A 25,663-nucleotide genomic window follows, 5' to 3' on the forward strand; every position below is an offset into this window, starting at 1 on the left:
CCGGGGTGGCGGAACAGGCGGTCGAGATCAAGGTTCGGTCTCGATCCGCGGCTCGGTAGAGTCGGCGGCATGACGGGCGAGATGCTGCGGGTGGTGCTGATCGGCGGGACGTCGCACACCGGGAAGTCGACGCTCGCCCGGGTGGTGGCGGAGCGGCTCGGCTTCGAGTGCCGGTCGACGGACACCCTGGCGCGGCACCCGGGCCGCCCGTGGCCGGTGCCGGGGTGGGAGCTGCCGCCGCACGTCGCCGATCACTACCGCACGCTGTCGGTCGAGGAGCTGATCGCCTCGGTGCTCGGCCACTACGCGCGGCTGCGGCCCCGGATCGAGGAGCTGGTCGCGGGGCGGGTGGCGGACGGCGACGGGCCCGGCCTGGTCCTGGAGGGCTCCGCCCTGTGGCCCGCCGCCGTGGCCGGGCTGGTCGGCCCGGGCACCGCCGCGCTGTGGCTGACCGCCGAGGAGGCCGTGCTCCGGGACCGGATCCGGCGCGGCGGGCGGTACACGGAGGCGGACGAGGACGGGCGGTACCTGATGGACGCGTTCCTCGCCCGCAGCGTCCGCTACCAGGAGCTGATGCTGGAGGACCTGGACCGGCTCGGACTGGACCGGCTCGACGCCGGGCACGGCCGCACGGCCGAGGAGCTGGCGGACGCCGTCCTCGCGGCGAGGTGCGTGCCCGGGCGTCGCCCGGCAGGCGGGGGTTCGAGGACGGACCCTAGAGGTGCAGGGTGAACGACCCCTCCCCGTGGCGGCGGCCGTTGACCTGAAGCTCCAGCAGGTGCACGCCCGCGTGGTAGCGCCGGGTGCTGATCGGCTTCACGGCGTGCCGGCGGGTGGCCCGCCAGGTCTCGCCGGGGGCGAGCGAGCGGGTGGTGAGCTTGAAGACCTTGGGCGTGCGGCCGCCGTTGGCCTTCACGTGGTGCACGACGTAGTCGACGACCACGCTGGCGGGCTCGTCGTGGGTGTTGGTCACCGCGTACTCGAACACCAGCTCCTCGCCGAGCCGGATCTCGGCGGTGCGCACGTGCGGGCCCTCGACGGTGACCGGGGCGTCGGGGCGGTGCCCGAGCAGGGCCAGCGCCTCGGGGCGGCCGGCCTTGATCAGGGTGCGCAGACCGTGCCGGACCAGTGGGAGGGTGGTCGGCGCCGGGTCGGCGAGCCAGCGGGCGGCGGTCTCGACGGCGGTGGCGGGGTGGTCGCGGCTGATGTCGTTGAGGTGGTTGGCGACCGAGCGGCGGACGTACTCCGAGGCGTCCCGGTACAGCGCGTCCAGCAGGGGCAGGGCGGGCGCCGGATCGGCGATCAGCGCCGGGAGCCGGGGCGCCCACGGCAGCCTCGGCCGGGTGCCCTCGCTGGCGAGGCGGCGCACGTGCGGGTCCGGGTCGGCCGTCCACGGCGTCATGGCGGCCAGCGCGCGCTCCTGGTCGGCGCGCAGGAACGGGCGGACGGCGCTCTCCGAGGTCAGCCGCGGGGTGAGCGCGGCGAGCAGCGCGAGCCCCGGCTCGAAGGCGTCCAGCCCGCGCACGGCGACGGCCTCGCCCACGGGGTAGGTCATCCACCCGGCGAACTCCTCGTCGCGCAGGGCCTCGCGCAGCACCCGCTCGAACGCGGGGTAGCCGGCCGGGAGATCGGCGAGCACGGCGTCGCGGATCGCGGCGACGCGTTGGCCGAAGCCGAGCCCGTCCAGGGACGCGCCGCACGCGCGCAGGGCCTCGGTGCCGACGCCCTGGCCGGCGCGGGCCAGGCACCGGGCGAGTCCGGCGACGGTGTCCGGGTTGAGCATCTCGGCGGCTGAGGGCATGGCGGCGGTCTCCCTGGGCTCGGTGGCGGTGGCCGCGGGCGCTACCCGCTCGCTCCGGCCCGTGCAGCGTGGCACACCCCACCGACATCGGGCGGCCCCCGCCTTGTCGCGCGGTGGATCGGACGGCCGGAAGGGGCGCGACGGTGGCCACCGGTGCACCCGCAACGGCCTCGCGCCGGACGCCTGGCGGCGCGCCCCGGTGGACGGCCCGGGCGGGCGCCGTACGGGGAACCGGAGCCGGGCGACGGCGAGGCCCGCCGCACGGGCCGCCCCCACCACCTGGCCGGCCCGGCCGGCCACCCGGCGCACCACCCTGCCGGCCGGCGGCTGACGGGGGCGCCCGAGCTCTGGCGCGCAGGGTCCGTTCCCCGTCGCGGGGAGCGGGCCCGCGGCGTTCAGGAGACGGTCACCCGGCGGTCCGCGTGCTCCGCGGCCAGGGTACCGAGCAGCCGCAGCGCCGTCTCCGACGGGGAGTTCGGCTCCACGGTGAAGGCCACCAGCATGAGCTCCGGCTCCTCGGTCCGCAGGACCTCCTGGAAGAGCGTGAGCTCGCCCACCTGGGGGTGGTGCAGCACATTGGTGAACGAGTCGCAGTTGGCCACCGAGTGGTCCTCCCACAGGGCGGCGAACTCGGCGCTGGAGGAGAGCAGTTCACCGATCAGCGCCCGCACGCCCCCGTCGGCCGGGAACCTCGCCGCCACCATCCGCAGGTGGGCGACCACGGACCTGGCCTTGACCTCCCAGTTGGTGAACAGCGCCCGGGTCGCCGGGTCGAGGAAGATCATCCGGGTCATGTTGGGCAGGCCCTCGTGGTGCCCTCCGAACACCGCTCGCGCCAGCGGGTTCCAGGCGACCACGTCGGCCGTCGGGGAGAGCACCATGACGGGCACGTCGCCCATCATCGCCATCAGCCGCCTGAGCCCGGCCGGAAGTTGACGGGCCACCCGGGGCGCGCGGCCGGTCGCCGACCGGTTGGGGCGGGCGAGCGCGACCAGGTGGGCGTGCTCGGTGTCGTCCAGGCGCAGCGCCCGGGCCAGCGAGTCGAGGACGGCGTCGGAGACGTTCTGTCCCAGCCCCTGCTCCAGCCGGGCGTAGTAGGAGGCGCTGACGCCGGCCAGTTGGGCGAGCTCCTCCCTGCGCAGGCCCGGCACCCGGCGGCGTTCTCCGTAGCGGCCGAGTCCGCAGTCAGCCGGATGGAGCCTGGCACGGCGGGACTTGAGGAATTTCCCGAGCTCATCCATGAGTCTCATTATGCTGAAAGTAGGACTGCCAAGCCTAGCCTTCCCAGTGAGACGAACGGCAGGTGTCTGGCTAGCCGGCGGGCGATCTCCCACCCTTGCGAGCATGACCACGCTTCCCGACTCGCGGAACCGCATGAGCACCCGGCTCAGGATGACCCTGTTCATCCTGCTGGGCGCGCAGTTCATGCTGTCCGTCGACTTCTCGATCCTCAACGTCGCGCTCCCCCAGATCGGTTCCGGGGTCGGGATATCCTCCGACGACCTGCCGTGGGTGGCGTCGGCGTACGCGCTGCCGGCCGCGGGCTTCACCCTCCTGTTCGGCAGGATCGCCGATCTGTTCGGCCGCCGCCGGCTCTTCCTCGCGGGCATCGCGCTGCTCACCGTGGCGTCGGTGCTCGGCGGGGTGGCGGACAGCGGGGCGCCGCTGCTGACCGCCCGCGTCCTGCAGGGTCTGTCGACCGCGATGGCCACCCCGGCGGCCCTGTCCCTGCTGACCACCTCGTTCTCCGAGGGCGCGATGCGGGAGCGGGTGCTGGGCCTGAACGGCGCGCTGCTGTCCGGCGGGTTCACGGTGGGCGCCCTGGTCGGCGGCACCCTGGTCGGCCTGCTGAGCTGGCGCTGGGCCTTCCTGATCAACGTCCCGGTGGCCATCGCGATCCTGATCTCGACGCCGCGGCTGATCGCCGACAGCCGGGCCCCGGAGAAGGTCCGGCTCGATGTGCCCGGCGCGGTCTCGGTGACGGCCGGTCTGCTCGCGTTCACCTACGGCATCATCGACAAGAGCCTGCTGATCGCCGCCATCGGCGTGGTGCTGCTCGGCGTGTTCTGGGCGATCGAGCTGCGCGCCCCCGCGCCGCTCGCCTCCGTGCGGATCCTCAAGCGCCCCAGCGTCAAGTGGGGGAACTTCGCCGGGCTCGTCGTGTTCGCGATGGAGAGCGCGCTGATCTTCCTCATGACGCTGTACTTGCAGGACGTGCTGCACTTCGCCCCGCTGACCACCGGTCTGATCTTCGGCGTGCCGGGGCTCGCGGCCGTGGCCGCCGGTGTCATCGCGGGCCGGGCGATCGGCCGCTTCGGCACCCGGACCGTGCTGACCGCCGGCCTGTCGGTGCAGGGGCTCGCCACCGCGCCGCTGATCCTGCTCGGTACCGACCGGGTCATGCTGGCGGTGCTGCTCCCCGCCCTGTTCATCGGCTTCTTCGGACACGTCACCTCCATCGTCGCCTACACCGTGACCGCGACCTCCGGCCTCCCGGACTCCGAGCAGGGGCTCGCGACCGGCCTCGCCGCGCTCAGCCAGCAGGTGGCCGTCACGATCGGCATCCCGGTCCTCAGCGCCGTCGCCGCCACCCGCACCGTGCAGCTGGACGGCATCCGGCTCGCGCTCGTCGTCGACGTGGTCGTCACGCTCCTCGCGGTGGCCCTCGTGTGGTTCGGCCTGCGCGCCCGTTCCGAGGCGCTGCCCAAGGCGGCGGCCGACCCGCAGTTCGAGGTCGGCGAGCAGGTGGCGAGCCGCTGAGCGTCCGGCGGGCGGGCCGCGCGACGGCCGGCCCCCCGAATACGGCAGCCACGGAGAAGAGGTCCGGGGTCGTCCCCGGGATCATCGGAGAGCGACCGGCGGAGCGGCCCGGCGGAATTCCCGCGGGTTCCGCTCCGCCGTCCGCCGCGCCGCGCGGACGAATTCGATTCGGCCGCCGCGCGCATTTTCCTTCCCGCCGCGAGGAATGGACCCGACTGTGGCTGTCAAGAGAATCACCGTCAACCGGATCGACTTCGCCTACCTGGAACTCGGCGACGGGCCGCTGGCCCTGCTGATGCACGGCTTCCCGATGTCCCCGGCGACCTACCGCTACCTCATGCCGGCGCTCGCCGACGCGGGCTACCGCGCCGTCGCCCCCTACCTGCGCGGCTTCGCGCCCTCGGCGCAGCCGCCGGACGGCGCCTTCGCGATCGCCGACCTGGTGGCCGACATGAACGGCCTGCACGAGGCGCTCGGCGGCGACGGCGACGCCGTCCTGGTGGGGCACGACTTCAGCGCCCCCGCGGTGTGGGGGGCGGGCGCGGACGCGGACCGCTGGTCGAAGCTCGTCGTCTGCGACGTCCCGCCGTTCGCGGTGTTCGGGCCGATGGTCCTCACGCCCCGCGGCACCGACGCGCTGAGCCACTTCTGGTTCTTCCAGACGGCGGTGGCCGAGCAGGTGGTGGCCGCGGACGACCTCGCCTACCTCGACTGGATCTACCGGAAGTTCACGGCGGACGGCTTCGACGCCACCGAGGACCTGAAGCACGCCAAGGACGCCCTCCGGGCGCCGGAGAACCTGGCGGCGGCCCTCGCCCTCTACCGGACGGCCTTCCCGCCCGACCGCTTCGGCACGCCGGAGTGGGCGCAGGAGCACGCCGCCGTCTGGGGTGCCCCGCCGAGCCGGCCGACGCTCAACCTCTTCGGCTCGGAGGACCCCAGCTTCGAGATCACCGACGCGACGCTGGCGGCCATCGTCGAGGGCCTGCCCGAGGGCTCGCACGCCGAGGTGGTCCAGGGGGCCGGCCACGTCGGGCTCGTCGAGCGGCCCGCCGAGGTCAACAGCCTCATCCTGCGCTTCCTGGCCGGGGAACTCTGAGCGGCGGTACGCCGGAACGGCCCGGGTGGCCGGCCGCCAGGGCCGGCCACCCGGGCCGTTTCCTCCTTCGTGCGAACGGTCAGGAGCTGAACTTGTCCTGGCCGTTCCACCAGTTCTCCCCGGGCCCCTCGGCCGCGGCGTCGTCATAGCGGTCGTGGAGGCGCCACCAGTCCCAGGGGTGCTCCAGGCCCTCCTCCTGCCGGCCCAGCAGCGTCATCTCCAGGTAGTTGTAGGTGTTCAGGGTGACCTCGCTGCCCCGGTCGTACACCGAGTTGGTGTGGTAGACCTGGTCGCCCTCGCGCAGGAAGGAGCTCACGCCGGGCAGTTCGCCCTTGTCGGTGGTCACGTTGAAGTCGCGGTTGAAGTCGCTGCCGTGGGAGGAGACGAAGGGCAGGTCCCAGCCCATCCGCACGCGGAACGCCTCGATCTTGGCGATCGGCGCCCGGGCCACCATGACGAACGAGGTGTCGCGGTTGTGCAGGTGGGCCAGGTGCCCCACCGAGTCGGCCTGCATCGAGCAGCCGGGGCAGCCCTCGTCCCAGGCCGGGTCGAACATGAAGTGACGGACGACCAGCTGCCGCCGGCCCTGGAAGAGGTCGAGCAGCGTGGGCGAGGCCCCGGGAGCCTCGAACACGTAGTCCTTCTCGACCAGCACCCGCGGCAGCGCGCGGCGGGCCGCCGAGACCGCGTCGCGCACGCGGGTGAGTTCCTTCTCCTGCTCCAGCAGTTCCTTGCGGGCGGTGAGCCACTCGTCCCTGCTGACGATGGGCGACAGTTCCACTCTGGCCTCCTGGCTGCGGTGCCGCCGCCGCCGGGGAAGCGACGGGCGGGAACGATGTTGGCACCAGGTTGGCAGGCGCGCGACCCGCGTCCTTCCTCGCGATTGCTCAACGCGAAAAGCCGGCCGCCGGGATCCGGCAATTCAGAAGATGTTCCGACGGCCCGCCCGGTGAAATCGTTTCCCGGTGACCGTGCGAATGGGAGATCCGGTCCGGTCACCACTCAACCGAACCGTCCAGGAGGAAATGATGTCGTCCACTGGAATACCGACCCGGGAAGAAATCGTCGAGCGGGTCGCCGCGCTGGTGCCGGTCCTCCGGGAGCAGGCGGTCTGGTCCGAGGAGAACCGCCGGCTGAGCGAGGAGACGATCGCGACCCTCGCCGAGGCCGGCGTCTTCCGGCTCAGGACGCCGGTGCGCTACGGCGGCTACGAGTGCGACACCGCCACGCTGGTGGAGGTGGCCATGGAGCTGGGCCGCGCCGACGGCGCCATCGCCTGGACCTCCTCGGTCCTCTGGATCCCGACCTGGCTCGCCGGTCTCTTCCAGGACAGCGCCCAGGACGAGGTCTTCACGTCCGAGGCCCCCCGGGTCTGCGGCACCAACAGCCCCACCGGCACGGCCGTGCCGGCCGAGGGCGGCATCGTGGTCAACGGCTCCTGGAAGTTCGTCAGCGGGGCCTGGCACGCGGGCTGGCAGGAGATCGCCGCGATCCTGATCCGTCCGGACGCCGAGCCCGAGCCCATCATGGCGCTGGTCCCGATGGCCGACCTCAAGCTCGTCGACGACTGGCACACCAGCGCCCTGCGCGGTACGGGCAGTGTCACCACGGTGGCCGAGGAGCTCTTCATCCCGGAGCACCGCGTCATCCCGATGAGCGCCTCCATGCGGCCGCAGGGCCTGTCCCGGGCCAACGCCGGGTCCCCGGTGTGGCGCACCCCGGCCGCCCTGGTCGCGGCGGCCTCCGGGGTCGGCGTGGCGGTCGGCCTGGCCAAGGCGGCCCGGGAGGTCTTCTTCGAGCGGCTGCCCGGCCGGAAGATCACGTACACCGACTACGAAGCGCAGAACGAGGCACCCATCACCCACCTGCGGGTCGCCGAGGCGGTCAACAGCATCGACCAGGCGGAGTTCCACGCCCGCCGCGCCGCGGCCACCGTGGACGCCAAGGCCGCCACCGGCGAGGCGTGGAAGCTGGAGGAGCGCGCCCAGGTCCGCAACGACCAGGGCGAGGCGACGCGGCTCGCCAAGCACGCCGTCGACCTCCTGATGAGCATCAGCGGCGGTACCTCGATCTTCCTCGACGTGCCGCTCCAGCGGATCGCCCGGGACATCCAGGCCGTCGCCCTGCACGCCCTGATCAACCCGGACACCAACGCGGAGCTCTACGGCCGGGCCCTGTGCGGCCTGGAGGCCAACACGCTGTACATCTGAGCGACCGAGGCGCGGCCGGGCCCGCCGCTCCGCGACCGGGGCGCCGGGCCCGGGCCCGCTGTTCGTCAGGGGCCCACCATGCCGCCGGTCAGGTCGGCCGTCGTCCCCGCGGACACGGCGGCCAGGTCCGAGGCCATGAACGCCGCCATGTTGCCGACGTCCGCCAGCGAGGGCCAGCGGCCCAGCAGGTTGCGGGCCGCGGAGCGGTCCTGCCAGCCCGCCATCCGGTCCGGCAGCTCGGGACGGCCCGCCGCCAGCGTGCTCTCCACGCTCCTCGCCGCGTCCGGCGATCCGGCGGAGTGGAGGCAGAGCACCCGTACGCCCTGCGGCCCGAGTTCGGCCGCGAGGGTACGGGCGAAGGCCTCCACCGCCGCCCAGGCCGGGCCGAACCCGGCCGTGTAGGGGAAGGGGACGCGCGAGGGCGCGGCGGTCATCATCATGACGACGCCCCGTCCGCGCGGCAGCATGCGCGCGGCCGCCGCGTTGGCGGTGGTGAACTGCGCCTTGGTGAAGTCGATGATCGGCAGCGAGAAGTCCTCGAAGGACAGCTCGCCCAGAGCCGCGCCCTGCTCCCCTCCCGGCCGCCGGGTGGAGGTCGCGCAGAAGGAGACGTCGAGCCCGCCGGTCCGCTCGACCACGGAGTCCAGGAAGCCGTCGACCGCCTCCCGGTCCAGCGCGTCCACCCGCGCGGTCACCAGCGAGCCGCCCTCGGACTCCACGTCGTGGGCCAGCTGTTTGAGCGCGGCCTCGCCACGGCCCGCCACGAACACCCGGGCACCCTCCCTGACGAAGGCCCTGGCCACCGCGCCTCCGACCGACCCGGCCCCGTAGACGACCGCCGTCCTGTCCGCCAGCAGACTCTCCATCGCGCTTCCCCTTCCCCCGGCGCCGCCCTGGCGCGCGGAACGTCTGATCCACGCTAAGGAGAGTCCGGCCACCCCGCGAGCCGAGCACGTGTCCGCCCACCCGAAGGTGTGTCCGCCGGACCGGCGGCTGACGAACAGACGTCCCTCCCGCCTCCGCCCGGCCCGTGGGCGTCGGCCGGTTCGCGGTCTCCGGTGGTGCCTGCCCGGCCGGCGGCGGCGCCGGCCGTACGGTCGACCCGTGGCCGATGAGAGTGCGAGCGGGCCGAGCCGCCCGCCGGCGTCCCCGATGGTGGTCGCCGAACGCCTCAAGGAACGGGTCTACGCCACCGTGACCGTGATGGCGGTGACCCTGGGACTCGCCCAGGCCGAGCACCGGTCCGGCGCGTCGGCGGCGGTCGCCGTCGCCGCTCCGGCCGCCGAGTTCCTCGGGATGCGGACGACCCTGCTGACCGCCGCAGCCCTCATCGGCACCCCCTGCCTGCTGCTCAACCTGCTGCCCGGCGTGCGATCGGTGCGGACCTTCCCCGACGGCACCATCGGCATCGCCGGCGAGGGCCGCGGCCGCCCGGGAAGGTCCGCGGATCACGCGCCGATCAGCTCGTGACGGACGCCGGGGTGTTCAGGGCCGGGTGGGGAGTTCGCCGGCCCGCCGGAGCCCTCCGCCGGGATCTCCGGTCGCGCCTGCGCTTGGTGGACCCGGTGGGGTGACGCGGCGCGCGACCGGCTCAACCCACCCCCCAGAAGGGTGGGATACCGCCGCGGCAGGGCTTCTCGTGATGATGGCCGGGGCCCGCCCCCGGTCTGCCGGTGCCGGCGCGGGCCCGCCGGGTCGGGCGCGCACCCGCGCCCCGCACCGACACCGACACCGACACCGAGAAGACAGGTCAACGTGTGAATCGAATCGAACGCCGCGCCCGCGTGATGCTCCTCGCCGTGCTGGCCGCCGTCGCGGCCCTGATCGCCGCACCCGGCACCGCCTCGGCGGACCCGGCGCCGCCCTACACCGTCCTCTTCAACCAGGCGTCCGCCCGCTGTCCGGACGGGACGGCGGGCAACACCCAGAACCCCATCGTGTGCGACCCGGGCCACCGCCCGGGAACCTGGCAGTTCAACGCGGTTCCCGGCGCCCCGGCGGACCACAAGACCCTCAAGCTCGACGACCGCATCGTCAACTACTGCCTTGAGGTCGTCGCCTCGCGCGTCACCACCAACTCCTGCGACCGTTCGCCCGTGCAGGAGTGGATCGTCACGCCGTTCCAGGTCGCGGACGCGCCCTACGATCTCGTCGGCGTCCGTCTGAAGAGCGTCGCCAACGGTCTCTGCCTGGACAACACCACGCGGAACTTCGGCGGGTGGCGAATCTATCTGTTCACCTGCAACGACGGCCCCTACCAGCAGTGGGACATCACCCGCGAGGCGTTCGCCGGCCTCGGGCAGACCGCCCCCACGGAGGGCCATTCGGGCATGACCTGGCGCGTGCTCGAACAGCGCTCGGACAACATCGTGCACGTGGGCTCCGACAGCCGGACCAACCCCTACAAGGGCGACACCTATCCGAGCACCGAGCTCCCGGTGCTCTGCCGCTACCGTGACGGCCGCGCGGCGCCGTCCTGGCTCCCGCTCAGCAGTACGGACGCGTGGGCCTGGGGCGAGGTCAAGCTGACCCCGCCGATCGCCGGTTCCGAGCTGACCAGCCGGGCCAGGGGCGACGAGATCTGCGCATCGAGCCTCGGCGGCACCAACTGGCGGATGGCGGAGTTCCACAACGGCGGCGGCTGGTCGTTCTGGGCCAACGGCACCCTCCCGAACGTCCGCTTCTGGACGGCGATCGACGACCAGCCCGCGAACCCCTGGGACTGACCCCTTCGGGCCCCGGGCCCCGACCCCCGCGGTCGGGGCCCTTCGTCACTCCGTGAAGTCGCCGCCGGCCGGTTCGGGGCCGGTGGCGGGGTCGCGGGTGAGGAGGTAGCGGGCGCCCGGGCCGGCGGCGCCGGCGCGGTCGGCGGCGTTGTAGAGGCCGCAGCGGGTGAGCGAGAGGCAGCCGCAGCCGATGCAGCCGGTGAGCTTGGCCTTCAGCCGCTCCAGCTCGACGATCTGCTCGTCGATCCGGCTCTGCCAGGACTGCGCGACGCCGTCCCACTCGGCGCCGCTCGGGGCCCGGTGCTCCGGGAGGCGGTCCAGGGCGGTCCTGGCCTCGTCCAGGGACAGGCCGACCCGCTGGGCGGCCCGGACGAAGGCGATCCGGCGCAGCGTGCCGCGGGTGTAGCGGCGCTGGTTGCCCGTGGTGCGGGTGGCGTGGATCAGCCCCAGCTTCTCGTAGTACCGCAGCGCGGAGGCGGCCAGGCCGCTGCGGTCGGCGAGTTGGCCGATGGTGAGGAGGTCGTGCCGGCTGGGGGCGTGGGCGCTCATGGGGGTCACTGTAGCGCTTGACCTGAAGTCGACTTCAGGTTGCACCATCGACGGCATGACGAACCGCATCCCGGCCCTCGCCGGCTACGCCGAGCTGCCGGGCCTGATGGCCCTGATGACCGGCGACGAGAAGCACGGCCCGGCCGCCACCTCCACGCTGGACGCCCTCTGGGTGCTGTACGACCGGGTCCTGCGGGTCACCCCGGCCACCGCCGACGACCAGGACCGGGACCGCTTCCTGCTCTCCAAGGGCCACGGCCCGATGGCGTACTACGCCGTTCTCGCGGCCAAGGGCTTCCTGGACCCGGTCGTGCTGCCCAGCTTCGGCGCCTACGACTCGCCGCTCGGCCACCACCCGGACCGGCTGCTGATCCCCGGGGTGGAGATCAGCTCCGGCTCGCTCGGCCACGGCCTGCCGATCGCCGTCGGCACGGCGCTCGGGCTGCGTGCCCAGGGGCTGACCGGCCCGGCGGTCTGGGTGCTGGTCGGCGACGCCGAGTTCGACGAGGGGTCGAACTTCGAGGCGGTGGCCTTCGCCGGGGCCTACGGGCTGGACCGGCTGCACGTCCTGGTGGTCGACAACTCCTCGGCCACGCACGGCTGGCAGGGCGGCATCGCGGCGCGCTTCGCGGCCGAGGGCTGGTCGGTCGAGACGGTGGACGGCCGCGACCACGACGCGCTGTACGCGGCGTACACCGCCGAGCACCCGGGGCGGCCGCGGGTCGTGGTGGCCCGCGTCGAGCCCAAGGACTCCTGAGCCCAAGGACTCCTGAGCCCGAGGACTCCCGAGCCGAGGAACCCCTGCGCCGAAGAGCGCCTGCGCCGAAGAACCCCTGAACCGGAAAGGGCCCGAACCCCATGGACGCCATGCGCGACCGCTTCATCGAGACCACCTCCCGCCTGCTGGACGAGGACCCGCGCCTCGCCCTCGTCCTCGCCGACATCAGCGCCGCCGGCTTCCGGCCGGCCGCCGAACGGCACCCGGACCGCCTGATCAACGTCGGCATCCGCGAGCAACTGCTGATCGGCACCGCCGCCGGCCTGGCCTTCACCGGCCTGCGCCCGATCGCCCACACCTTCGCCAGCTTCCTCGTCGAGCGCCCCTTCGAGCAGGTGAAGCTGGACCTCGGCCACCAGGGCGTCGGCGCCGTGCTGGTGAGCGCGGCCGGCTCCTACGACTGGCCGGCCGGCGGCCGCACCCACATGGCGCCGGGCGACGTCGCCCTGCTGGACACCCTGCCCGACTGGACGGTGCACGTGCCCGGTCACGCGGACGAGGCCGAGCGGCTGCTGCGGCACGCGGTGGCGGACGGTGACCGCAAGGTGTACGTCCGCCTCTCCGTCCACAGCAACGAGAACGCCGTCGACGTCGAGCCGGGCCGGTTCACCGTCGTCCGCCGCGGCACCCGGGGCACCGTGGTCGCGGTCGGCCCGATGCTGGACGCCGTGCTCGCCGCCAGCGAGAACCTGGACGTCACCGTGCTGTACGCGGCCACCGTCCGGCCGTTCGACGGCGCCGCGCTGCGCGCCGCCACCGAGCGGAACGCGGACGTGGTGCTGGTCGAGCCGTACCTGGCCGGCACCTCCGCCAACGACGCGCACGAGGCGCTCGCCGACCGTCCGCACCGGGTGCTGGCCCTCGGCGTGCCGCGCGCCGAGCACCGGCAGTACGGGTCCGTCCCGGAGCACCTCGCCGCCTACGGCCTGGACGCGCACGCGCTGCGCGAGCGGATCGGCTCCTTCGTCTGGTGACGTGGCGTCACACCCGGAGAACCGCAACGGAGTCCGGCCCGAGCGTGAACCGCCCCCCGGCGGCGGAGTGCTCCCCGAAGGCCGCCACCACCTCGCCCGTCAGCGGCCACGCCGCAGGCGCGGCACCGAGGTTGACCGCCACCCGGTAGGGCCCCCGGTGCACCAGCAGCCACCCGGCGGCCTCGTCCGACTCGACCCGCACCGCCGCCAGGTCCGGGTCCGACAGCTCCGGGTGCTCCCGCCGCAACCTGATCAACCTCCGGTACCAGTTCAGCAGTCCGGCGTGCGGAGCGCGCCGGGGCTCGGTCCATTCGAGGACGGAGCGCAGCACGGTGGCCGGTTCCTGCGGGTCCGGCACCGCGTCCGCCGACCAGCCGTGCTCGGCGAACTCCCGTCGCCGGCCCCGGCGGACGGCCTCGGCGAGATGGGGGTCGGTGTGGTCGGTGAAGTACTGCCAGGGCGTGCTCGCGCCCCACTCCTCGCCCATGAACAGCATCGGGGTGAACGGCGAGGTGAGCACCAGCGCGGCACCGCAGGCGAGCCGGCCGGGGGAGAGGCCGGTGGAGATCCGGTCGCCCAGTGCCCGGTTGCCGATCTGGTCGTGGGTCTGCAGGTAGCCGAGCAGCCGGTGCCCGTGGGCGGGCGGGAACGGCCGGCCGTGGTGGCGGCCACGGAAGGAGGACCAGGTGCCGTCGTGGAAGTACCCCCGGGTCAGGGCCTTGGCGACGGCGGTGAGCGGGGCGGCGGCGAAGTCCCCGTAGTAGCCCTGGGATTCGCCGGTGAGGGCGCAGTGCAGGGCGTGGTGGAAGTCGTCGCTCCACTGGGCGGCGAGCCCCTGTCCGCCGGCCTCGCGCGGGGTGGTGGTGCGCGGGTCGTTGAGGTCGGACTCGGCGACCAGGAACAGCGGACGGTTCGTGGCCACCGCCAACCGGTCGACCTCGCGGGCGAGTTCCTCCAGGAAGTGCACGGCCCGGTCGTCGGCGAGGGCGTGCACGGCGTCCAGCCGCAGGCCGTCGATCCGGTAGTCGCGCAGCCAGGCGAGGGCGCTGCCGATCAGGTAGGCGCGCACTTCGTCCGAGCCGGGAGCGTCCAGGTTGACGGCCGAGCCCCACGGGGTGTGGTGGCGGTCGGTGAAGTACGGGCCGAACTGCGGCAGGTGGTTGCCGGCCGGGCCGAGGTGGTTGTGGACCACGTCGAGGACGACGCCCAGGCCCTTGCGGTGCGCGGCGTCGACGAAGCGCTTGAGGCCCTCCGGCCCGCCGTAGGGCTCGTGCACCGCCCAGAGCGAGACGCCGTCGTACCCCCAGCCGTGCTTGCCGGGGAACGGGCAGACCGGCATCAGCTCGACGAAGTCGACGCCCAGCTCGACCAGGTGGTCCAGGTGGCCGGCGGCCGCGTCGAAGGTGCCGGCGGCGGTGAAGGTGCCGACGTGCAGCTCGTACAGCACGGCACCGGCGAGCGGGCGGCCGCGCCAGCCGGTGCGCGACCAGGTGAAGGCGGCGTGGTCGACGGCGCGGCTGGGCCCGTCGGGGCCGTGCGGCTGGCGGGGAGAGCGCGGATCGGGCAGCGGGCGGCCGCCGTCCAGCACGAACGCGTAGTCCCCGGCGGGCGCCTCGCCGTGCCACCACCCGGGGCGGGCGTCGTCGCGGGCCAGCGGGTGGCGCGCGCCGCCGACGGCCACCTCGACCCGCTCGGCGGCGTACGGTGCCCACACCTCGTACCTCATGCGCCGCTCCTGGTCAGCAGGGCCACCGGGAGGCCGGCCAGCAGGTCCTCGACCAGCACGGGCCCGGCGGGGAAGGGGCGGCCGGTCAGCTCGTCGGTCCAGTCCCCGCCGTCGGGCAGGTGCAGTTCGGTGCCGCGCCAGCCGCCCTCGCGGGCGAGCCCGTACGGCAGGCGGGTGACGGCGGTGAGGACGTCCGGTCCGCGGCCGAAGGCGAGCAGGTGGCCGGCGGCCGGGCCGACGGCGGTGAGCGGGCGGTGGGCGCCCAGCGGGCGGGTGCGGCGCAGGTGCAGGGCGGTGGTGGTGAGGTGCAGCTTCTCCCGGGCGAGGTCGCCCGGGCGGGCCACGGGCGAGTCGGTGAGCCGTACGGCCAGCGCCCCGAGGTCGACGGCGCGCCGGTTGTCCGGGTCGACCAGGGTGTAGAGCGGCTCCTCGCTGCCCTGGTAGAGGTCCGGCACGCCGGGCACGGTGAGGTGCAGCAGTGCGGCGGCCAGGGTGTTGGCACGGGCGTACGGGGCGAGCGCGGCCACGTACCCCTCGATCCGGGGGAACAGCCCGGGGTTGCCGAAGACGGCGTGCACGCGGTCGGCGAGGGCGCGCTCGAAGCGGATGTTCTGGGTCGTCCAGGAGGTGTGGACCTTGGCCTCCCGGGCGGCCTTGAGCACGGCGGCGACCAGCCGTTCGGGGGTGGCCGGCCAGGCGGCGACCATGGTCTGCCAGAGCAGCCAGTCGCTGTCGGGGTCGAAGCGGCCGGCGGGCCCGTGCCCCGCCGCGGCGGACCAGGCGGCGGCCTCGGCGGCCCAGGCCTCCGGCTGCTCGGCCAGCACGGCGAGCCGGGCGCGGGCGTCGGCGCTGCGCTTCGTGTCGTGGGTGGAGAGCACCGTCATGGTGTGCGGCCAGTGCCGCTCCACGTAGTGGCACCAGGCGTGGAAGTCCTCCGGCCGCAGCCCGGGACGGTCCGGCTCGCCGCCGACCTCGTTCAGGCTCAGCAGCGCGTTCCACCGGTAGAAGGCGGTGTCCTCGACGCCCTTGGCGGCGACCGCGGCGGCGGTCTGGGCGAAGCGGACGGCGAACTCGTCCTGCTCGGGCCCGCGGCCCAGGGCGCCCTCCGCGAGGCCGGCCACGAAGCGGTCGGTGGCGTCGGTGGGCCCGTCGTCGGCGGCGAGCGCCGCGTGCAACTGCGCGGCAGAGGCCTCCGGCAGCGGCTCCCCGGGCCGTACGTAGGGCCGGTAGGCGGGGTATCCGGTGAGCAGCCGGCGCAGCGCGGCGCGCAGCCGCCACGGCGGGTGGTCGGCGTAGGCGGGGTCGGCGGCGCCGAGCCGGACGGCCAGCCGGACCAGCCGCTCCACCTCGGCGGCCAGCTCGCCCTCGGGGGCGGTCATGTCGGCCCGGCCCCGGCGGGCGGCGGCCAGCGCCGGGTGCGGGTCGGCGCAGGGTTCGCCGCCCGGGGGAGCGCCGGCGAGGAACGCCTCGTACGCGCCGGCCAGCCGGCAGGCGCCCGCGTGGTGGGTGAGCACCCCGTCGATCCGGCGCAGCGCGTCGTACCCGGTGGTGCCGAAGCACGGCCAGTCGGCGGGCAGCCGCTCCTCGCCGGTGAGGATCTTCTCGACCACCGTGTACGTGCCGCCGGTGGCCTCGGCCAGGCGCTCCAGGTAGCCGCGCGGGTCGGCGAGCCCGTCGGGGTGGTCGATCCGGAAGCCGTCCAGCACGCCCTCGCCGTGCAGCCGCAGCAGCAGGCCGTGGGTGGCCTCGAACACCTCCGGGTCCTCGACCCGGACCGCGATCAGCTCGTTGACGGTGAAGAACCGCCGGTAGTTGAGCTCGGTGCGGGCCAGCCGCCACCACGCCAGCCGGTACCACTGCCGGGCGAGCAGCTCGGGCAGCGCGAGCCGCTCGGTGCCGGGGCGCAGCGGCAGGACGTGGTCGTGGTAGCGGAGCGTGTCGCCGTCCACGGCGAGCTGGTCGAGCACGGCGCCGAGCCGGTCGCCGAGCAGCGGCAGCAGCACCCGGCCGCGCCCGGGGGCGTCCGGCGGGCCGGGCTGGGCGGTCCAGTCGATGTCGAACCAGCGGGCGTAGGGCGAGTCGGGGCCGTCGCGCAGCACCTGCCAGAGCGGCCGGTTGAGGTGCTCGGGCGCGGGCACGGCCATGTGGTTGGGCACCACGTCGGCGATCAGCCGCAGGCCGTGCCGGTGCGCCTCGGCGGCCAGGGCGCGCAGGGCCGGCTCGCCGCCGAGCTGCTCGGCGATCCGGCCGTGGTCGACGGTGTCGTAGCCGTGGGCGGAGCCGGGCACGGGCTCCAGCAGCGGGGAGAGGTGCAGGTGGGAGACGCCGAGGGCGGCCAGGTAGGGGACGGCGGCGGTGGCGTCGCGCAGGGTGAAGCCGGGCTGGAGCTGGAGCCGGTACGAGGCGGTCGGGACGCTGCGGGGGGCGACGCTCCGGGGGGTGGTCGGGCGGCGGGAGGGATCGAACGACGGGACGGAGGCGGCCGGGCGGGGCTGCGCGGGCTCGGCGGCGTGGGTCATGCCTCCATGCCTACCCGGCGGGGCGCGGGGGCAAGACCCGCTGCTGGCCCGAACAGGTGAGCGGTGGGCGTCGGGGACGCTCAGTGGCCCCGGCGCCGCCACCCCCGGGGGACGGTGAAGTAGCCCGGGCGCTGCGGGCCGCCGGCCCCGGAGCGGGACAGGCGCAGGATCACCCCGTGCTCGGCGCGGGCGGCCGCCACCAGGCCGGGGGCCGCCGGGTCCCCGGTGTACTGGGAGATCGAGCTGTTGAACATCGTCGCGTTCGGCTCGGGGACCGGCGGCCGGCCCGGCTCGTCCCAGGACAGGGTCGTCCCCAGGGCGTACAGCGCGGGGGTGTTCCGCGGCGAGCCGTCCGGGTGGCGGCCGCCGTGCCGGTAGTACGCCAGCGCGTCGGCGACCGAGCCGGGCGGGTGCGGCTGCCGGGGGTCGTGGCGCAGCCCGCTGCCCCAGTCGGCGACCCCGGCGGCGTCGATGCGGCGCAGCAGCTCCGGGATCTCCAGCGCGGTGGCGAAGTAGGCGGTCGCGGCGAGCTGGCAGACCAGCTCCAGGCGGCGGCCGGGGTCGAGCCCGAGCCCGGGGCCGAGCCGGCGGTCGTCCAGCTGGGTGACGACGTGGACCACCCCGTCGACCGCGCCGAGCCGCCCGATCAGCCCCTCGACGACGGCGTGCTCGGCGGCCCGGGCGGCCCGCGCCCGCGGGGTGCGGGTGCGCGAGAGCACCCACCGGTACGGGGGCGGGCGGCGGATCGTCGCGTCGGCGATCCGGCCGGGGACGGAGAGCAGCGTCCCCAGGAAGAACTCCGTCGCGCTCGGACGATCGCCCGCCATGCCAGCCGCCCCCTCGGTCCCCGGTGCTCCCCGGTGCTTCCGGGAACCACCGTGGCCCGCGCGACGGCCGGTGCGCAAGATCCGTCGGCGAACCGGGACACCGGTGCGGCCCGGCGCGGACGTTGCTCAGGCGGGGCGCTGCAGCACCATCAGCGAGCGGTCGGTCAGCCACAGGGTGTCCCCGGCCTTGACCCGGGCCTCGGCGCCGGGCGCGGGCAGCCGGGGCCGGGCGGTGTCCACCACCACCTGCCACTCCTGCCCGTGCCCGGCCGGCACGGTGAACTCCAGCGGCTCGAAGTGGGCGTTGAACATCAGCAGGAAGGAGTCGTCGACGATCCGCCCGCCGCGCCGGTCCGGCTCCGAGATGGCGTAGCCGTTCAGGAACACGGTGAGCGACTTGGCGTAGCTGGCGCCCCAGTTGCGCTTGGTCATCTCCTCCCCGCCGGGGGTGAACCAGGCGATGTCGGTGAGGTCCTCGTACTCGCCGCCGCCCCCGCCCTCCCCGGCGGCCCGGCCCGGGACCGGGCGGCCGTGGAAGAAGCGCCGGCGCCGGAACACCGGGTGGTCGCGGCGCAGCCAGACCATCTGCTGGGTGAACTCCAGCAGCCGGGTCCGCGCCCCGTCGTCCTTCGGCCAGTGCACCCAGGTGAGTTCGTTGTCCTGGCAGTAGGCGTTGTTGTTGCCCTGCTGGGTGCGGCCGAACTCGTCGCCGTGGGAGAGCATCGGCACGCCCTGGGAGAGCATCAGGGTGGCGAGGAAGTTGCGCTGCTGGCGCGCCCGCAGCTCCTCGACGGCCGGGTCGTCGCTGGGGCCCTCGACGCCGCAGTTCCAGGAGCGGTTGAAGGACTCGCCGTCCCGGTTGCTCTCGCCGTTGGCCTCGTTGTGCTTCTCGTTGTAGGAGACCAGGTCGCGCAGGGTGAAGCCGTCGTGGCAGGTGACGAAGTTGATCGAGGCGATCGGACGGCGGCCGTCGTCCTGGTAGAGGTCGGAGGAGCCGGTGAGCCGGGAGCCGAACTCGGCGAGCGCGGCGTTCTCGCCGCGCCACAGGTCGCGGACGGTGTCCCGGTACATGCCGTTCCACTCCGTCCACAGCGGCGGGAAGTTGCCGACCTGGTAGCCGCCCTCGCCGAGGTCCCAGGGCTCCGCGATCAGCTTGGCCTGCGAGACCACCGGGTCCTGCTGGACGAGGTCGAAGAACGAGGAGAGCCGGTCCACCTCGTGGAACTGCCGGGCGAGGGTGGCGGCGAGGTCGAAGCGGAAGCCGTCCACGTGCATCTCGGTGACCCAGTAGCGCAGCGAGTCCATGATCAGCTGGAGCACGTGCGGGCTGCGCATCAGCAGGCTGTTGCCGGTGCCGGTGGTGTCCTCGTAGAACCGCTGGTCCCGGGCCAGGCGGTAGTAGGAGACGTTGTCCAGGCCGCGCAGGGAGAGTGTGGGCCCGAGGTGGTTGCCCTCGGCGGTGTGGTTGTAGACGACGTCGAGGATGACCTCGATGCCGGCCGCGTGCAGCGCCTTCACCATCGACTTGAACTCCTGCACCTGCTGGCCCCGGTCGCCGGTGGAGGAGTAGGAGGAGTGCGGGGCGAAGAATCCGACGGTGTTGTAGCCCCAGTAGTTGGCCAGGCCGAGGTCGCGCAGCCGGTGGTCGCGGACGAACTGGTGCACCGGCATCAGCTCGATCGCGGTGACCCCGAGCTTGGCGAGGTGCTCGATGACGGCGGGGTGGGCGACGCCCGCGTAGGTGCCGCGGATCTCCTCGGGGATGCCCGGGTGCAGCTTGGTCAGGCCCTTCACGTGGGCCTCGTAGAGCACGGTGCGGTGGTAGTCGGTGCGCGGCGGTCGGTCGGTGCCCCAGTCGAAGTAGGGGTTGATCACCACCGAGTGCATGGTGTGCGGGGCGGAGTCGAGGTCGTTGCGGCACTCGGGGGCGCCGAAGTGGTAGCCGTAGACCGACTCGTCCCAGTCGATGTGGCCGCTCATCGCCTTGGCGTACGGGTCCAGCAGCAGTTTGGCGCTGTTGTGCCGCTGGCCGAGGCCCGGGTTGTACGGGCCGTGGACGCGGAAGCCGTAGCGCTGGCCGGGCTGGACGCCGGGGAGGTAGGCGTGCCGGACGAAGGCGTCGGTCTCGCGCAGCTCGACGGCCGTCTCCGAACCGTCCTCGGCGAGCAGGCAGAGCTCGATCCGGTCGGCGCTCTCGGAGAACACCGCGAAGTTGGTGCCGGCCCCGTCGTAGGTGGCGCCGAGCGGGTAGGGGGTCCCTGGCCAGACCTGCATGGTTCCTCGCCTTCCTTGCGTAGAAGGAGAACTGACGGACCGTCCGATGGTCGGGGCCCGGACCGCGGGGGCACGCGTCGCACCCGGCCGGGCGGGCGGGCGCGCGTGCCGGCCGGGCGCCGTGACGTACGGCGCACGGGCGGCACAGACCGCATACTCCCCGACGCTTTCCCCGACGGCGGGGCCATTTGTGCCGTGTTCGCCCGAACGGGTGTCCCCATGGCCGCCCGGGGGCGGCCGCGGAACGCCCCGGATCCGGCGCGGCGGCGTCTGCGGGACGGGGCCCGGCCCCGTCGCGGGGCTTCCGTGGTGCGCGGGGCGGGTGAGACGGTTGGGGCGCACCCCCGGGCCCGGCGGGCGCCGTGGTCCAACCGGCTGCGGGCGGTTCGCGGCGGGCAGTACCCTTGATCGTCCGGCCCGCCCGGGGCTCGTGGCGGTCGATCAGGCGAACCGGCGGCGAACCGCCGGTGCGTCGGGCGGGACGCCGTGCGGCCGACCGGCCGGGCAGCAGGCAGACAGCTCCGAGCGGCCGCCCCGGCGGCTCCCAGCAGGAACCAGGTGAGGTGGCGCATGGTGTTCCCCGCCGGCGGTCGTGGCGGTGGGCCCGGCGGCCCCGACCGGGGCGGCGCCCGCAGCGAGGCGCCGACGGTGGTCATGCGGCCCGCGCTGACTGGCGGGCGCTCGCTCGTCCCGGCCCAGGGCGGACCGGTCGAGGTCCCCGCGCTGGCCTGGTCCGGCGCCGAGTGGGAGGACGCCTACCAGCGGGTCCGGCTCTCCGGCCGCGCCTACGTCTGGCTCAATCTGGTCGAGCAGCGGCTGCGCTCGCTCGTCGACGAGGTGCTGCACCCGATCTACGCGCCCGCCCACGGCGAGGACTGGGTCACCGCGGCGGCCGGCCCGGCCGGCGAGGAGTGGGCGCACCGGGCCGGCGCCGTGCGCGAGGTCAGCCGGCGCAAGGGCTACCTGCTCGACCCGGCCGACGACGACCCGCTGGTCTTCCTCACCCTGCCGCAGCTGCGCGAGCTGATGATCCAGCACTGGCCGTGCTTCGAGCCCTACCTGGCCGACCGCCGGGAGATCGAGCTGGCCCTCGACGAGCTGGAGGTCGCCCGGCACGTCGTCTCCCGCAACCGCGTCCTCACCCCGACCGTCCTCGCCCAGACCGAGCGGGCCGCCGCCCGGCTGCTCGCCCTGTTCGACGGCGGCGCCGGCGCCGTGCCCGCCGACGTCGTCGAATCGCTGGTCGCCGGCCGGTACGCGGACGTCGTCGCCGTCCACCCCGACCGGGTCCGGCTCCAGCGCGACCTGCCGGTCGAGGACCTGCTCGACGGCGCCCGGCGGCTGGACGCGCTCGGCATCGGCCTCGGCATGCTCTGCCAGAACTACACCGGCAAGCGGCTGGTGCGCCTCGCCACCGACGGCTGCCGGGTGCGGCTGCTCTTCCTCAACCCGGCCAGCAGCGCCGTGCGCCGCCGCGAGCGCGAACTGGGCATCGGGCGCGGCGAGCTGGGCCGCTCGATCCAGATGAACATCCTGCACGTGCGCCGGGTCCGGGCCGCGCTGCGCGACCAGGGCGGCTTCGAGATCCGGGTGTTCGACGAGACCCCGCGCTTCACCGCCTACCTGGTCGAGGGCGCGCCCTCCGCCGCCCCGGCCCCCGGCGGGCGCCGCCAGACCCGCGACCTCGGCGTCGTCCAGCCCTACCTGCGGCGCGCCCGCGGCATGGAGTCGCCCGCCCTGGTGCTGCGCGGCGGCGCGGGCCAGCAGCCGGGCGGCACGGACGCCGGGCTGCTGGAGGTCTACCGCGAGGAGTTCGAGGGCGTCTGGGCGGACTCCCGGCCGGTCTCCTGAACCGGGGCTCCCCCGGGAGGGGGACGCGGTCCCTCCTCGCGGCGGAGGCGGCGGCCCCGGGGCGGCCGGGAGGGTGGAGGCAGCGGGCCGGCACCGGTCCGGCCGCCTTCGAGGAACGAGGTCCGATCATGCGCAAGCACCTGCTGGGCGCCGCCGCGCTCGCGAGCATCCTGGCGCTCTGCGCCGCCCCGGCCGCTTCGGCCGGTCCGGCGTCCACGCGCCTGCACGGGTGGGCCGCGCTCGCCCCGCTCGGGGGTGTCCCCGATCCGACCCAACTGCTCACCCTGGGCGTCGCCGCCCACGGTGGCCGGGGTCACGCCACCATCCAGCACGTGTTCGAGCGCGGCACGGACCGCCAGTTCACCGCGCGGGTCGAGGTCCGGGTGGACTGCCTGACCGAGACGGCCGGCACCGTCGTCCTCACCGGCACCGCCGACTCGGTGACGTACACCGCCGGCCCCGCCCTGGAACCGGTGCCGCCGGTGGCGAGCGGCTGGCACCCCGAGGTGGCCTTCGCCTTCCGTCCGGACGGCCGGGGCGGGTTCCGGATCGCCTGGACGGGCATCCCGAGGACGGTGGACGCCCCGCCCGTGGCCGCCCCCTGCCGGATCCCGGCCGACACCGGTCAGGACCTCGGCGCCGTCCGGGGCGGCTTCACCGTCCGGGGCTGACCGGCCCGCCCCCGACCGGGCGGAGCAGGTACACGTCGACCGGGTCCTGCGCCTCCACCGCGAAGCCGTGCCGCTCGTACAGCCGGCGGGCGGCACTGCCCTGGACGACCACCAGCCGGACCTCGGCCGGCACGGCGTCGGCCTGCGCGAGGACGTGCCGCAGGACGGCGGTCCCCAGGCCCCGGCCCTGGTGCGCGGGGGAGAGGTAGAAGTGCTCCAGCAGCCGGCCGCCCCGTTCGTGCGGCCGGACGGTGACGCAGCCCGCCAGGACGCCGCCGACCTCGACGACCGAGGTGTACCGGGTGGAGAAGGTGTCCCGCAGCCGCCGGCGGACCCGGTGCTCGTCGTAGCGGCCGAGCCGGACCAGGTCGGGGCGCATGACCTCGGCGCGCAGCTCGGCGATCGGCTCGACGTCGGCGAGCCTGCCCGGGCGCAGGGTCCAGGCCGGGGTGTCGGTCGTGTCGGTCACCCCCGCAGTGTTCCAGCCCGCCCGGGCGGCCCGGCGCCCGGGCCCGCCCGGCGGATGCCCGCCCGCCGGGCCGCCCGGGGTTGCCGGGCCCGGAGGTGGTTACGGGACCCAGATCCACAGGTCGTACCTGCCGCCGCCGGCCGAGCGGCACTGCGCCTCGCCGGCGTAGGAGTCCCGCAGATCGACGCAGTCCGCGTAGGAGTAGCGGCCGATCTTCTTCCAGTAGCCCGCCGCGACGCTCACGGCGGAGCCCGTGCCGCCGCTCGGGGCGGCGTGGGCGGTGGCGGCCGTGGTGCCCAGCAGGGCGGCGGCCGTGAGGGCCGCGCCGGAGAGCAGGAGGCGGATGCGCATGGGCCTGTCCCTTCGTCGTCCGCCGGGTGGCGGAGCGGATGCCTGGTGCCACCGAATCCGGGCCGCCCGGTCCGGTTCAACCGCCCGGCGCCGTCCCGGACGGCCGGACGGTGCCGACCTGGGGCGCGCGCCGCGTCCCGGACGCCGTCCCGGACGGCTCGTGCGCTGCGCCGGACGGATGGTCACCGGCGGCCGGGGCGGGCACGCGGGGGTGGGGCGGGGTGCGGATTGCTAGCGTCGGGTTCCTGATCAGCGGCCCGGTACCGGGCCCGCGCCCTCCCGTTCCGCCGCCCCGGAAGGCCCGCCGTTGACCAGCCAGCACACCACCGGCCCGGGCACGCCCGGGCGCCCCGGCGCCTCGCGCCGAGGCTTCGTCCGCGCCGCGCTCGGCGCCGGGGCGATCGCCCTCGGCCCCGGCGGCCCCGCCCCGGCCGCCGCCGCGCCGCGCGCCACCGCCGGGCGGATCCCCTTCCACGGCGTCCACCAGGCGGGCATCCTCAACCCGCCGCCCGGCCACGGCACCTTCCTCGCCCTCGACGTGCGCGTCGCCGACCGGGCCGCGCTGGAGAAGCTGCTGCGCACCCTGACCGACCGGATCCGCTTCCTCACCGGCGGCGGCACCCCGCCCGACCTCGGCCCGGCCGCCGCCCCCGCCGACAGCGGCACCCTGGGCCCCGACGCCCTGCCCACCGACGACCTCACCGTCACCGTCGGCGTCGGCGCCTCGCTCTTCGACGCCCGCTACGGCCTCGCCGACGCCCGCCCCACCCGGCTCACCGCGATGCCGGCCTTCCCCGGCGACGCCCTGCGCCCCGCCGAGTGCCACGGCGACCTCTCCCTCCAGGTCTGCGCCGAGGACCGCGACACCGTCCAGCACACGGTCCGCGACCTGCTGCGCGTCGCCGGCCGGGCGCTCGGGCCGCGCTGGCAGCTCGACGGCCACCAGAACCGCGCCCGTCCGAGCGGCGCCGCCCGCAACCTCCTCGGCTTCAAGGACGGCATCGAGAACCCCGACACCGACTCGGCCCGGCAGATGGACGAGCTGGTCTGGGTCGGCGCGAACAGCGGCGAGCCGGCCTGGGCGGCCGGCGGCAGCTACCAGGTGATCCGCGCCGTGCGCACCCTGACCGCCTCCTGGGACGAGGTGCCGCTGCGCGACCAGGAACGGATGATCGGCCGCCGCAAGGCCGACGGCGCCCCGCTCGGCCGTGCCGGCGAGAACGACGCCCCCGACTACACCCAGGACCCGAACGGCGCCGTGATCGCCCTCGACTCCCACATCCGCCTCGCCAACCCGCGCACCGACGCCACCCGCGCCAGCCGCATCCTGCGCCGCGCCTTCAACTACGACCGGGGCCTCGACACCACCGGCGTCCCCGAACTCGGCCTCGCCTTCTGCTGCTACCAGCAGGACCTCGCCCGCCAGTTCGAGGCCGTCCAGACCCGCCTGGCCCACGAACCCCTCGCCCGCTTCCTCCGCCCCACCGGCGGCGGCTACTTCTACGTCCTCCCCGGCGCCCGCGACGCCGCCGACTGGCTCGGCCGCACCCTCCTCGCCCCCGGCTAACCGGCGGAGGGCGAAGCGGACGGGGGCATCAGACACGGCGTGGTGACACCCAGCGCCATCCTCTTGTCGCCGGTGCTGTCGACGGTGGCGAAGTACCGGCTCCCGGGGTGACGGGCGCCGAGCGCGGCGAACGGCGTCGCCTCCGTTGCCTCACGGAAGTCGCTGATCTTCAGGCCCTCCTTCGTCCACAGGTCCCGGGCACTGCGAATGACCTCGTTGTGCCGGGCGATGCCCTGGACGTCACTGTGGACGCTGTACAGCAGGGTGTAGCGGTCGTCGGGCGCGGACTCGCCCTTCCGGCCGACGCACGGGTTGAAGAGGATCTGCTCCGGCTCGCTGTTGATCTCGATGCCGGCTGTCTGCGCCACGTGCGCGATGAGCTGGCGGGCCCAGTCCAGCGCCTCTTGACGGGACTTGACGGGCAGGGGGTCGTTCTTCCCGGTTCCGGGACTGGACATGCAGGCTCCAAGCGTCGCGGTCATGAGCGCCGTGGCCACCAGGCGGCTCAGCC

The 25,663-nt window shown here is 74.8% G+C and carries 23 protein-coding genes; 11 read left to right on the plus strand and 12 right to left on the minus strand.

The window, feature by feature from the left end; genetic code table 11:
- The first annotated feature begins 69 nt into the window (after window positions 1-69).
- Entirely contained in the window at window positions 70-732 is a 663-nt protein-coding gene (locus ABT238_RS20685) for a hypothetical protein (protein WP_350773425.1), read from the plus strand.
- Here the strand turns inward: ABT238_RS20685 and ABT238_RS20690 are convergent.
- On the minus strand, window positions 716-1,801 hold the full coding sequence (locus ABT238_RS20690) for a DNA alkylation repair protein (RefSeq protein ID WP_350563536.1): 1,086 nt from the start codon (window positions 1,799-1,801) through the stop codon (window positions 716-718). The genes ABT238_RS20685 and ABT238_RS20690 overlap by 17 nt on opposite strands.
- Window positions 1,802-2,196: 395 nt before the next feature.
- Window positions 2,197-3,042 carry a helix-turn-helix transcriptional regulator gene (locus ABT238_RS20695; protein WP_350773443.1) on the minus strand — a complete coding sequence of 282 codons (846 nt, stop codon included), beginning with the start codon at window positions 3,040-3,042 and terminating at the stop codon, window positions 2,197-2,199.
- Window positions 3,043-3,145: 103 nt separating this feature from the next.
- Between ABT238_RS20695 and ABT238_RS20700 the strand changes: the two genes are divergently transcribed.
- Window positions 3,146-4,561 (plus strand): MFS transporter, encoded by a 1,416-nt coding sequence (locus ABT238_RS20700; RefSeq protein WP_350773459.1) that lies wholly within the window; start codon window positions 3,146-3,148, stop codon window positions 4,559-4,561.
- A gap of 217 nt (window positions 4,562-4,778) precedes the next feature.
- Window positions 4,779-5,660 carry an alpha/beta fold hydrolase gene (locus ABT238_RS20705; RefSeq protein ID WP_350563530.1) on the plus strand — a complete coding sequence of 294 codons (882 nt, stop codon included), beginning with the start codon at window positions 4,779-4,781 and terminating at the stop codon, window positions 5,658-5,660.
- 79 nt (window positions 5,661-5,739) lie between these two features.
- Here ABT238_RS20705 and ABT238_RS20710 read toward each other — a convergent pair whose 3' ends face one another.
- The gene (locus tag ABT238_RS20710) at window positions 5,740-6,441 is read right to left on the minus strand and encodes a DUF899 domain-containing protein (RefSeq protein ID WP_350773493.1); all 702 of its coding nucleotides are present in this window, start codon (window positions 6,439-6,441) and stop codon (window positions 5,740-5,742) included.
- A 247-nt stretch (window positions 6,442-6,688) separates the two neighbouring features.
- Here ABT238_RS20710 and ABT238_RS20715 point away from each other — a divergent pair, with 247 nt between their 5' ends.
- Entirely contained in the window at window positions 6,689-7,870 is a 1,182-nt protein-coding gene (locus ABT238_RS20715) for an acyl-CoA dehydrogenase family protein (RefSeq protein WP_350773510.1), read from the plus strand.
- A 65-nt stretch (window positions 7,871-7,935) separates the two neighbouring features.
- Here the strand turns inward: ABT238_RS20715 and ABT238_RS20720 are convergent, their stop codons facing one another.
- The gene (locus ABT238_RS20720) at window positions 7,936-8,736 is read right to left on the minus strand and encodes an SDR family NAD(P)-dependent oxidoreductase (RefSeq protein WP_350563524.1); all 801 of its coding nucleotides are present in this window, start codon (window positions 8,734-8,736) and stop codon (window positions 7,936-7,938) included.
- Window positions 8,737-8,974: 238 nt separating this feature from the next.
- Between ABT238_RS20720 and ABT238_RS20725 the strand changes: the two genes are divergently transcribed.
- Window positions 8,975-9,340 carry a hypothetical protein gene (locus ABT238_RS20725; protein WP_350773539.1) on the plus strand — a complete coding sequence of 122 codons (366 nt, stop codon included), beginning with the start codon at window positions 8,975-8,977 and terminating at the stop codon, window positions 9,338-9,340.
- Window positions 9,341-9,627: 287 nt separating this feature from the next.
- The gene (locus tag ABT238_RS20730; protein ID WP_350773545.1) at window positions 9,628-10,596 is read left to right on the plus strand and encodes a ricin-type beta-trefoil lectin domain protein; all 969 of its coding nucleotides are present in this window, start codon (window positions 9,628-9,630) and stop codon (window positions 10,594-10,596) included.
- Window positions 10,597-10,641: 45 nt separating this feature from the next.
- Here the strand turns inward: ABT238_RS20730 and soxR are convergent, their stop codons facing one another.
- Complete coding sequence (soxR, locus tag ABT238_RS20735; protein ID WP_350563518.1) at window positions 10,642-11,145, minus strand: redox-sensitive transcriptional activator SoxR; 504 nt, start codon at window positions 11,143-11,145, stop codon at window positions 10,642-10,644.
- A gap of 55 nt (window positions 11,146-11,200) precedes the next feature.
- On the opposite strand from soxR, the gene ABT238_RS20740 reads away from it, so the two are divergent.
- Together ABT238_RS20740 and ABT238_RS20745 are read left to right on the plus strand one after the other, a co-directional pair.
- Window positions 11,201-11,902 (plus strand): thiamine pyrophosphate-binding protein, encoded by a 702-nt coding sequence (locus tag ABT238_RS20740; RefSeq protein ID WP_350563516.1) that lies wholly within the window; start codon window positions 11,201-11,203, stop codon window positions 11,900-11,902.
- A gap of 101 nt (window positions 11,903-12,003) precedes the next feature.
- Window positions 12,004-12,897, plus strand: coding sequence for a transketolase family protein (locus ABT238_RS20745; RefSeq protein ID WP_350563514.1), 894 nt, complete (start codon window positions 12,004-12,006; stop codon window positions 12,895-12,897).
- 7 nt (window positions 12,898-12,904) lie between these two features.
- Here the strand turns inward: ABT238_RS20745 and treZ are convergent, their stop codons facing one another.
- From treZ to glgX, 4 genes are all read right to left on the minus strand, one after another.
- Window positions 12,905-14,623, minus strand: coding sequence for a malto-oligosyltrehalose trehalohydrolase (gene treZ / locus ABT238_RS20750; protein ID WP_350773596.1), 1,719 nt, complete (start codon window positions 14,621-14,623; stop codon window positions 12,905-12,907).
- Window positions 14,620-17,142: a malto-oligosyltrehalose synthase gene (treY, locus tag ABT238_RS20755; protein WP_350773610.1), complete on the minus strand. Its 2,523-nt coding sequence runs from the start codon at window positions 17,140-17,142 to the stop codon at window positions 14,620-14,622. The genes treZ and treY overlap by 4 nt, the downstream gene beginning before the upstream one ends.
- 80 nt (window positions 17,143-17,222) lie before the next feature.
- Window positions 17,223-17,969, minus strand: coding sequence for a hypothetical protein (locus tag ABT238_RS20760; protein WP_350773618.1), 747 nt, complete (start codon window positions 17,967-17,969; stop codon window positions 17,223-17,225).
- 126 nt (window positions 17,970-18,095) lie between these two features.
- Window positions 18,096-20,243: a glycogen debranching protein GlgX gene (glgX, locus tag ABT238_RS20765; RefSeq protein WP_350773636.1), complete on the minus strand. Its 2,148-nt coding sequence runs from the start codon at window positions 20,241-20,243 to the stop codon at window positions 18,096-18,098.
- 570 nt (window positions 20,244-20,813) lie between these two features.
- On the opposite strand from glgX, the gene ABT238_RS20770 reads away from it, so the two are divergent.
- Entirely contained in the window at window positions 20,814-22,094 is a 1,281-nt protein-coding gene (locus ABT238_RS20770; protein WP_502884214.1) for a DUF5919 domain-containing protein, read from the plus strand.
- A 128-nt stretch (window positions 22,095-22,222) separates the two neighbouring features.
- Window positions 22,223-22,765, plus strand: coding sequence for a hypothetical protein (locus tag ABT238_RS20775; protein WP_350773643.1), 543 nt, complete (start codon window positions 22,223-22,225; stop codon window positions 22,763-22,765).
- On the opposite strand, the gene ABT238_RS20780 is transcribed toward ABT238_RS20775, so the two are convergent.
- Window positions 22,749-23,234, minus strand: a complete 486-nt coding sequence (locus ABT238_RS20780; protein ID WP_350773662.1) for a GNAT family N-acetyltransferase — start codon at window positions 23,232-23,234, stop codon at window positions 22,749-22,751. The two genes, ABT238_RS20775 and ABT238_RS20780, sit on opposite strands and share 17 nt — an antisense overlap.
- A 99-nt stretch (window positions 23,235-23,333) precedes the next feature.
- Window positions 23,334-23,585, minus strand: a complete 252-nt coding sequence (locus tag ABT238_RS20785) for a hypothetical protein (RefSeq protein ID WP_350563499.1) — start codon at window positions 23,583-23,585, stop codon at window positions 23,334-23,336.
- Window positions 23,586-23,892: 307 nt separating this feature from the next.
- Here ABT238_RS20785 and ABT238_RS20790 point away from each other — a divergent pair, with 307 nt between their 5' ends.
- On the plus strand, window positions 23,893-25,152 hold the full coding sequence (locus ABT238_RS20790) for a Dyp-type peroxidase (protein WP_350563497.1): 1,260 nt from the start codon (window positions 23,893-23,895) through the stop codon (window positions 25,150-25,152).
- On the opposite strand, the gene ABT238_RS20795 is transcribed toward ABT238_RS20790, so the two are convergent.
- On the minus strand, window positions 25,149-25,610 hold the full coding sequence (locus ABT238_RS20795) for a hypothetical protein (RefSeq protein WP_350773691.1): 462 nt from the start codon (window positions 25,608-25,610) through the stop codon (window positions 25,149-25,151). The genes ABT238_RS20790 and ABT238_RS20795 overlap by 4 nt on opposite strands.
- Window positions 25,611-25,663: the final 53 nt, after the last annotated feature.

The organism is Kitasatospora sp. NPDC001527, from assembly GCF_040298605.1.
Taxonomy (GTDB): domain Bacteria; phylum Actinomycetota; class Actinomycetes; order Streptomycetales; family Streptomycetaceae; genus Kitasatospora.

What these genes read in the sequence shown, in the direction of transcription:
- ABT238_RS20685 (WP_350773425.1), top strand. Translation starts at nt 70, where the DNA reads ATGACGGGCGAGATGCTGCGGGTGGTGCTGATCGGCGGGACGTCGCAC.
- ABT238_RS20690 (WP_350563536.1), bottom strand. Translation starts at nt 1,801, where the DNA reads ATGCCCTCAGCCGCCGAGATGCTCAACCCGGACACCGTCGCCGGACTC.
- ABT238_RS20695 (WP_350773443.1), bottom strand. Translation starts at nt 3,042, where the DNA reads ATGGATGAGCTCGGGAAATTCCTCAAGTCCCGCCGTGCCAGGCTCCAT.
- ABT238_RS20700 (WP_350773459.1), top strand. Translation starts at nt 3,146, where the DNA reads ATGACCACGCTTCCCGACTCGCGGAACCGCATGAGCACCCGGCTCAGG.
- ABT238_RS20715 (WP_350773510.1), top strand. Translation starts at nt 6,689, where the DNA reads ATGTCGTCCACTGGAATACCGACCCGGGAAGAAATCGTCGAGCGGGTC.
- ABT238_RS20720 (WP_350563524.1), bottom strand. Translation starts at nt 8,736, where the DNA reads ATGGAGAGTCTGCTGGCGGACAGGACGGCGGTCGTCTACGGGGCCGGG.
- soxR (WP_350563518.1), bottom strand. Translation starts at nt 11,145, where the DNA reads ATGAGCGCCCACGCCCCCAGCCGGCACGACCTCCTCACCATCGGCCAA.
- ABT238_RS20740 (WP_350563516.1), top strand. Translation starts at nt 11,201, where the DNA reads ATGACGAACCGCATCCCGGCCCTCGCCGGCTACGCCGAGCTGCCGGGC.
- ABT238_RS20745 (WP_350563514.1), top strand. Translation starts at nt 12,004, where the DNA reads ATGGACGCCATGCGCGACCGCTTCATCGAGACCACCTCCCGCCTGCTG.
- treZ (WP_350773596.1), bottom strand. Translation starts at nt 14,623, where the DNA reads ATGAGGTACGAGGTGTGGGCACCGTACGCCGCCGAGCGGGTCGAGGTG.
- treY (WP_350773610.1), bottom strand. Translation starts at nt 17,142, where the DNA reads ATGACCCACGCCGCCGAGCCCGCGCAGCCCCGCCCGGCCGCCTCCGTC.
- ABT238_RS20760 (WP_350773618.1), bottom strand. Translation starts at nt 17,969, where the DNA reads ATGGCGGGCGATCGTCCGAGCGCGACGGAGTTCTTCCTGGGGACGCTG.
- glgX (WP_350773636.1), bottom strand. Translation starts at nt 20,243, where the DNA reads ATGCAGGTCTGGCCAGGGACCCCCTACCCGCTCGGCGCCACCTACGAC.
- ABT238_RS20770 (WP_502884214.1), top strand. Translation starts at nt 20,814, where the DNA reads ATGGTGTTCCCCGCCGGCGGTCGTGGCGGTGGGCCCGGCGGCCCCGAC.
- ABT238_RS20775 (WP_350773643.1), top strand. Translation starts at nt 22,223, where the DNA reads ATGCGCAAGCACCTGCTGGGCGCCGCCGCGCTCGCGAGCATCCTGGCG.
- ABT238_RS20785 (WP_350563499.1), bottom strand. Translation starts at nt 23,585, where the DNA reads ATGCGCATCCGCCTCCTGCTCTCCGGCGCGGCCCTCACGGCCGCCGCC.
- ABT238_RS20795 (WP_350773691.1), bottom strand. Translation starts at nt 25,610, where the DNA reads ATGTCCAGTCCCGGAACCGGGAAGAACGACCCCCTGCCCGTCAAGTCC.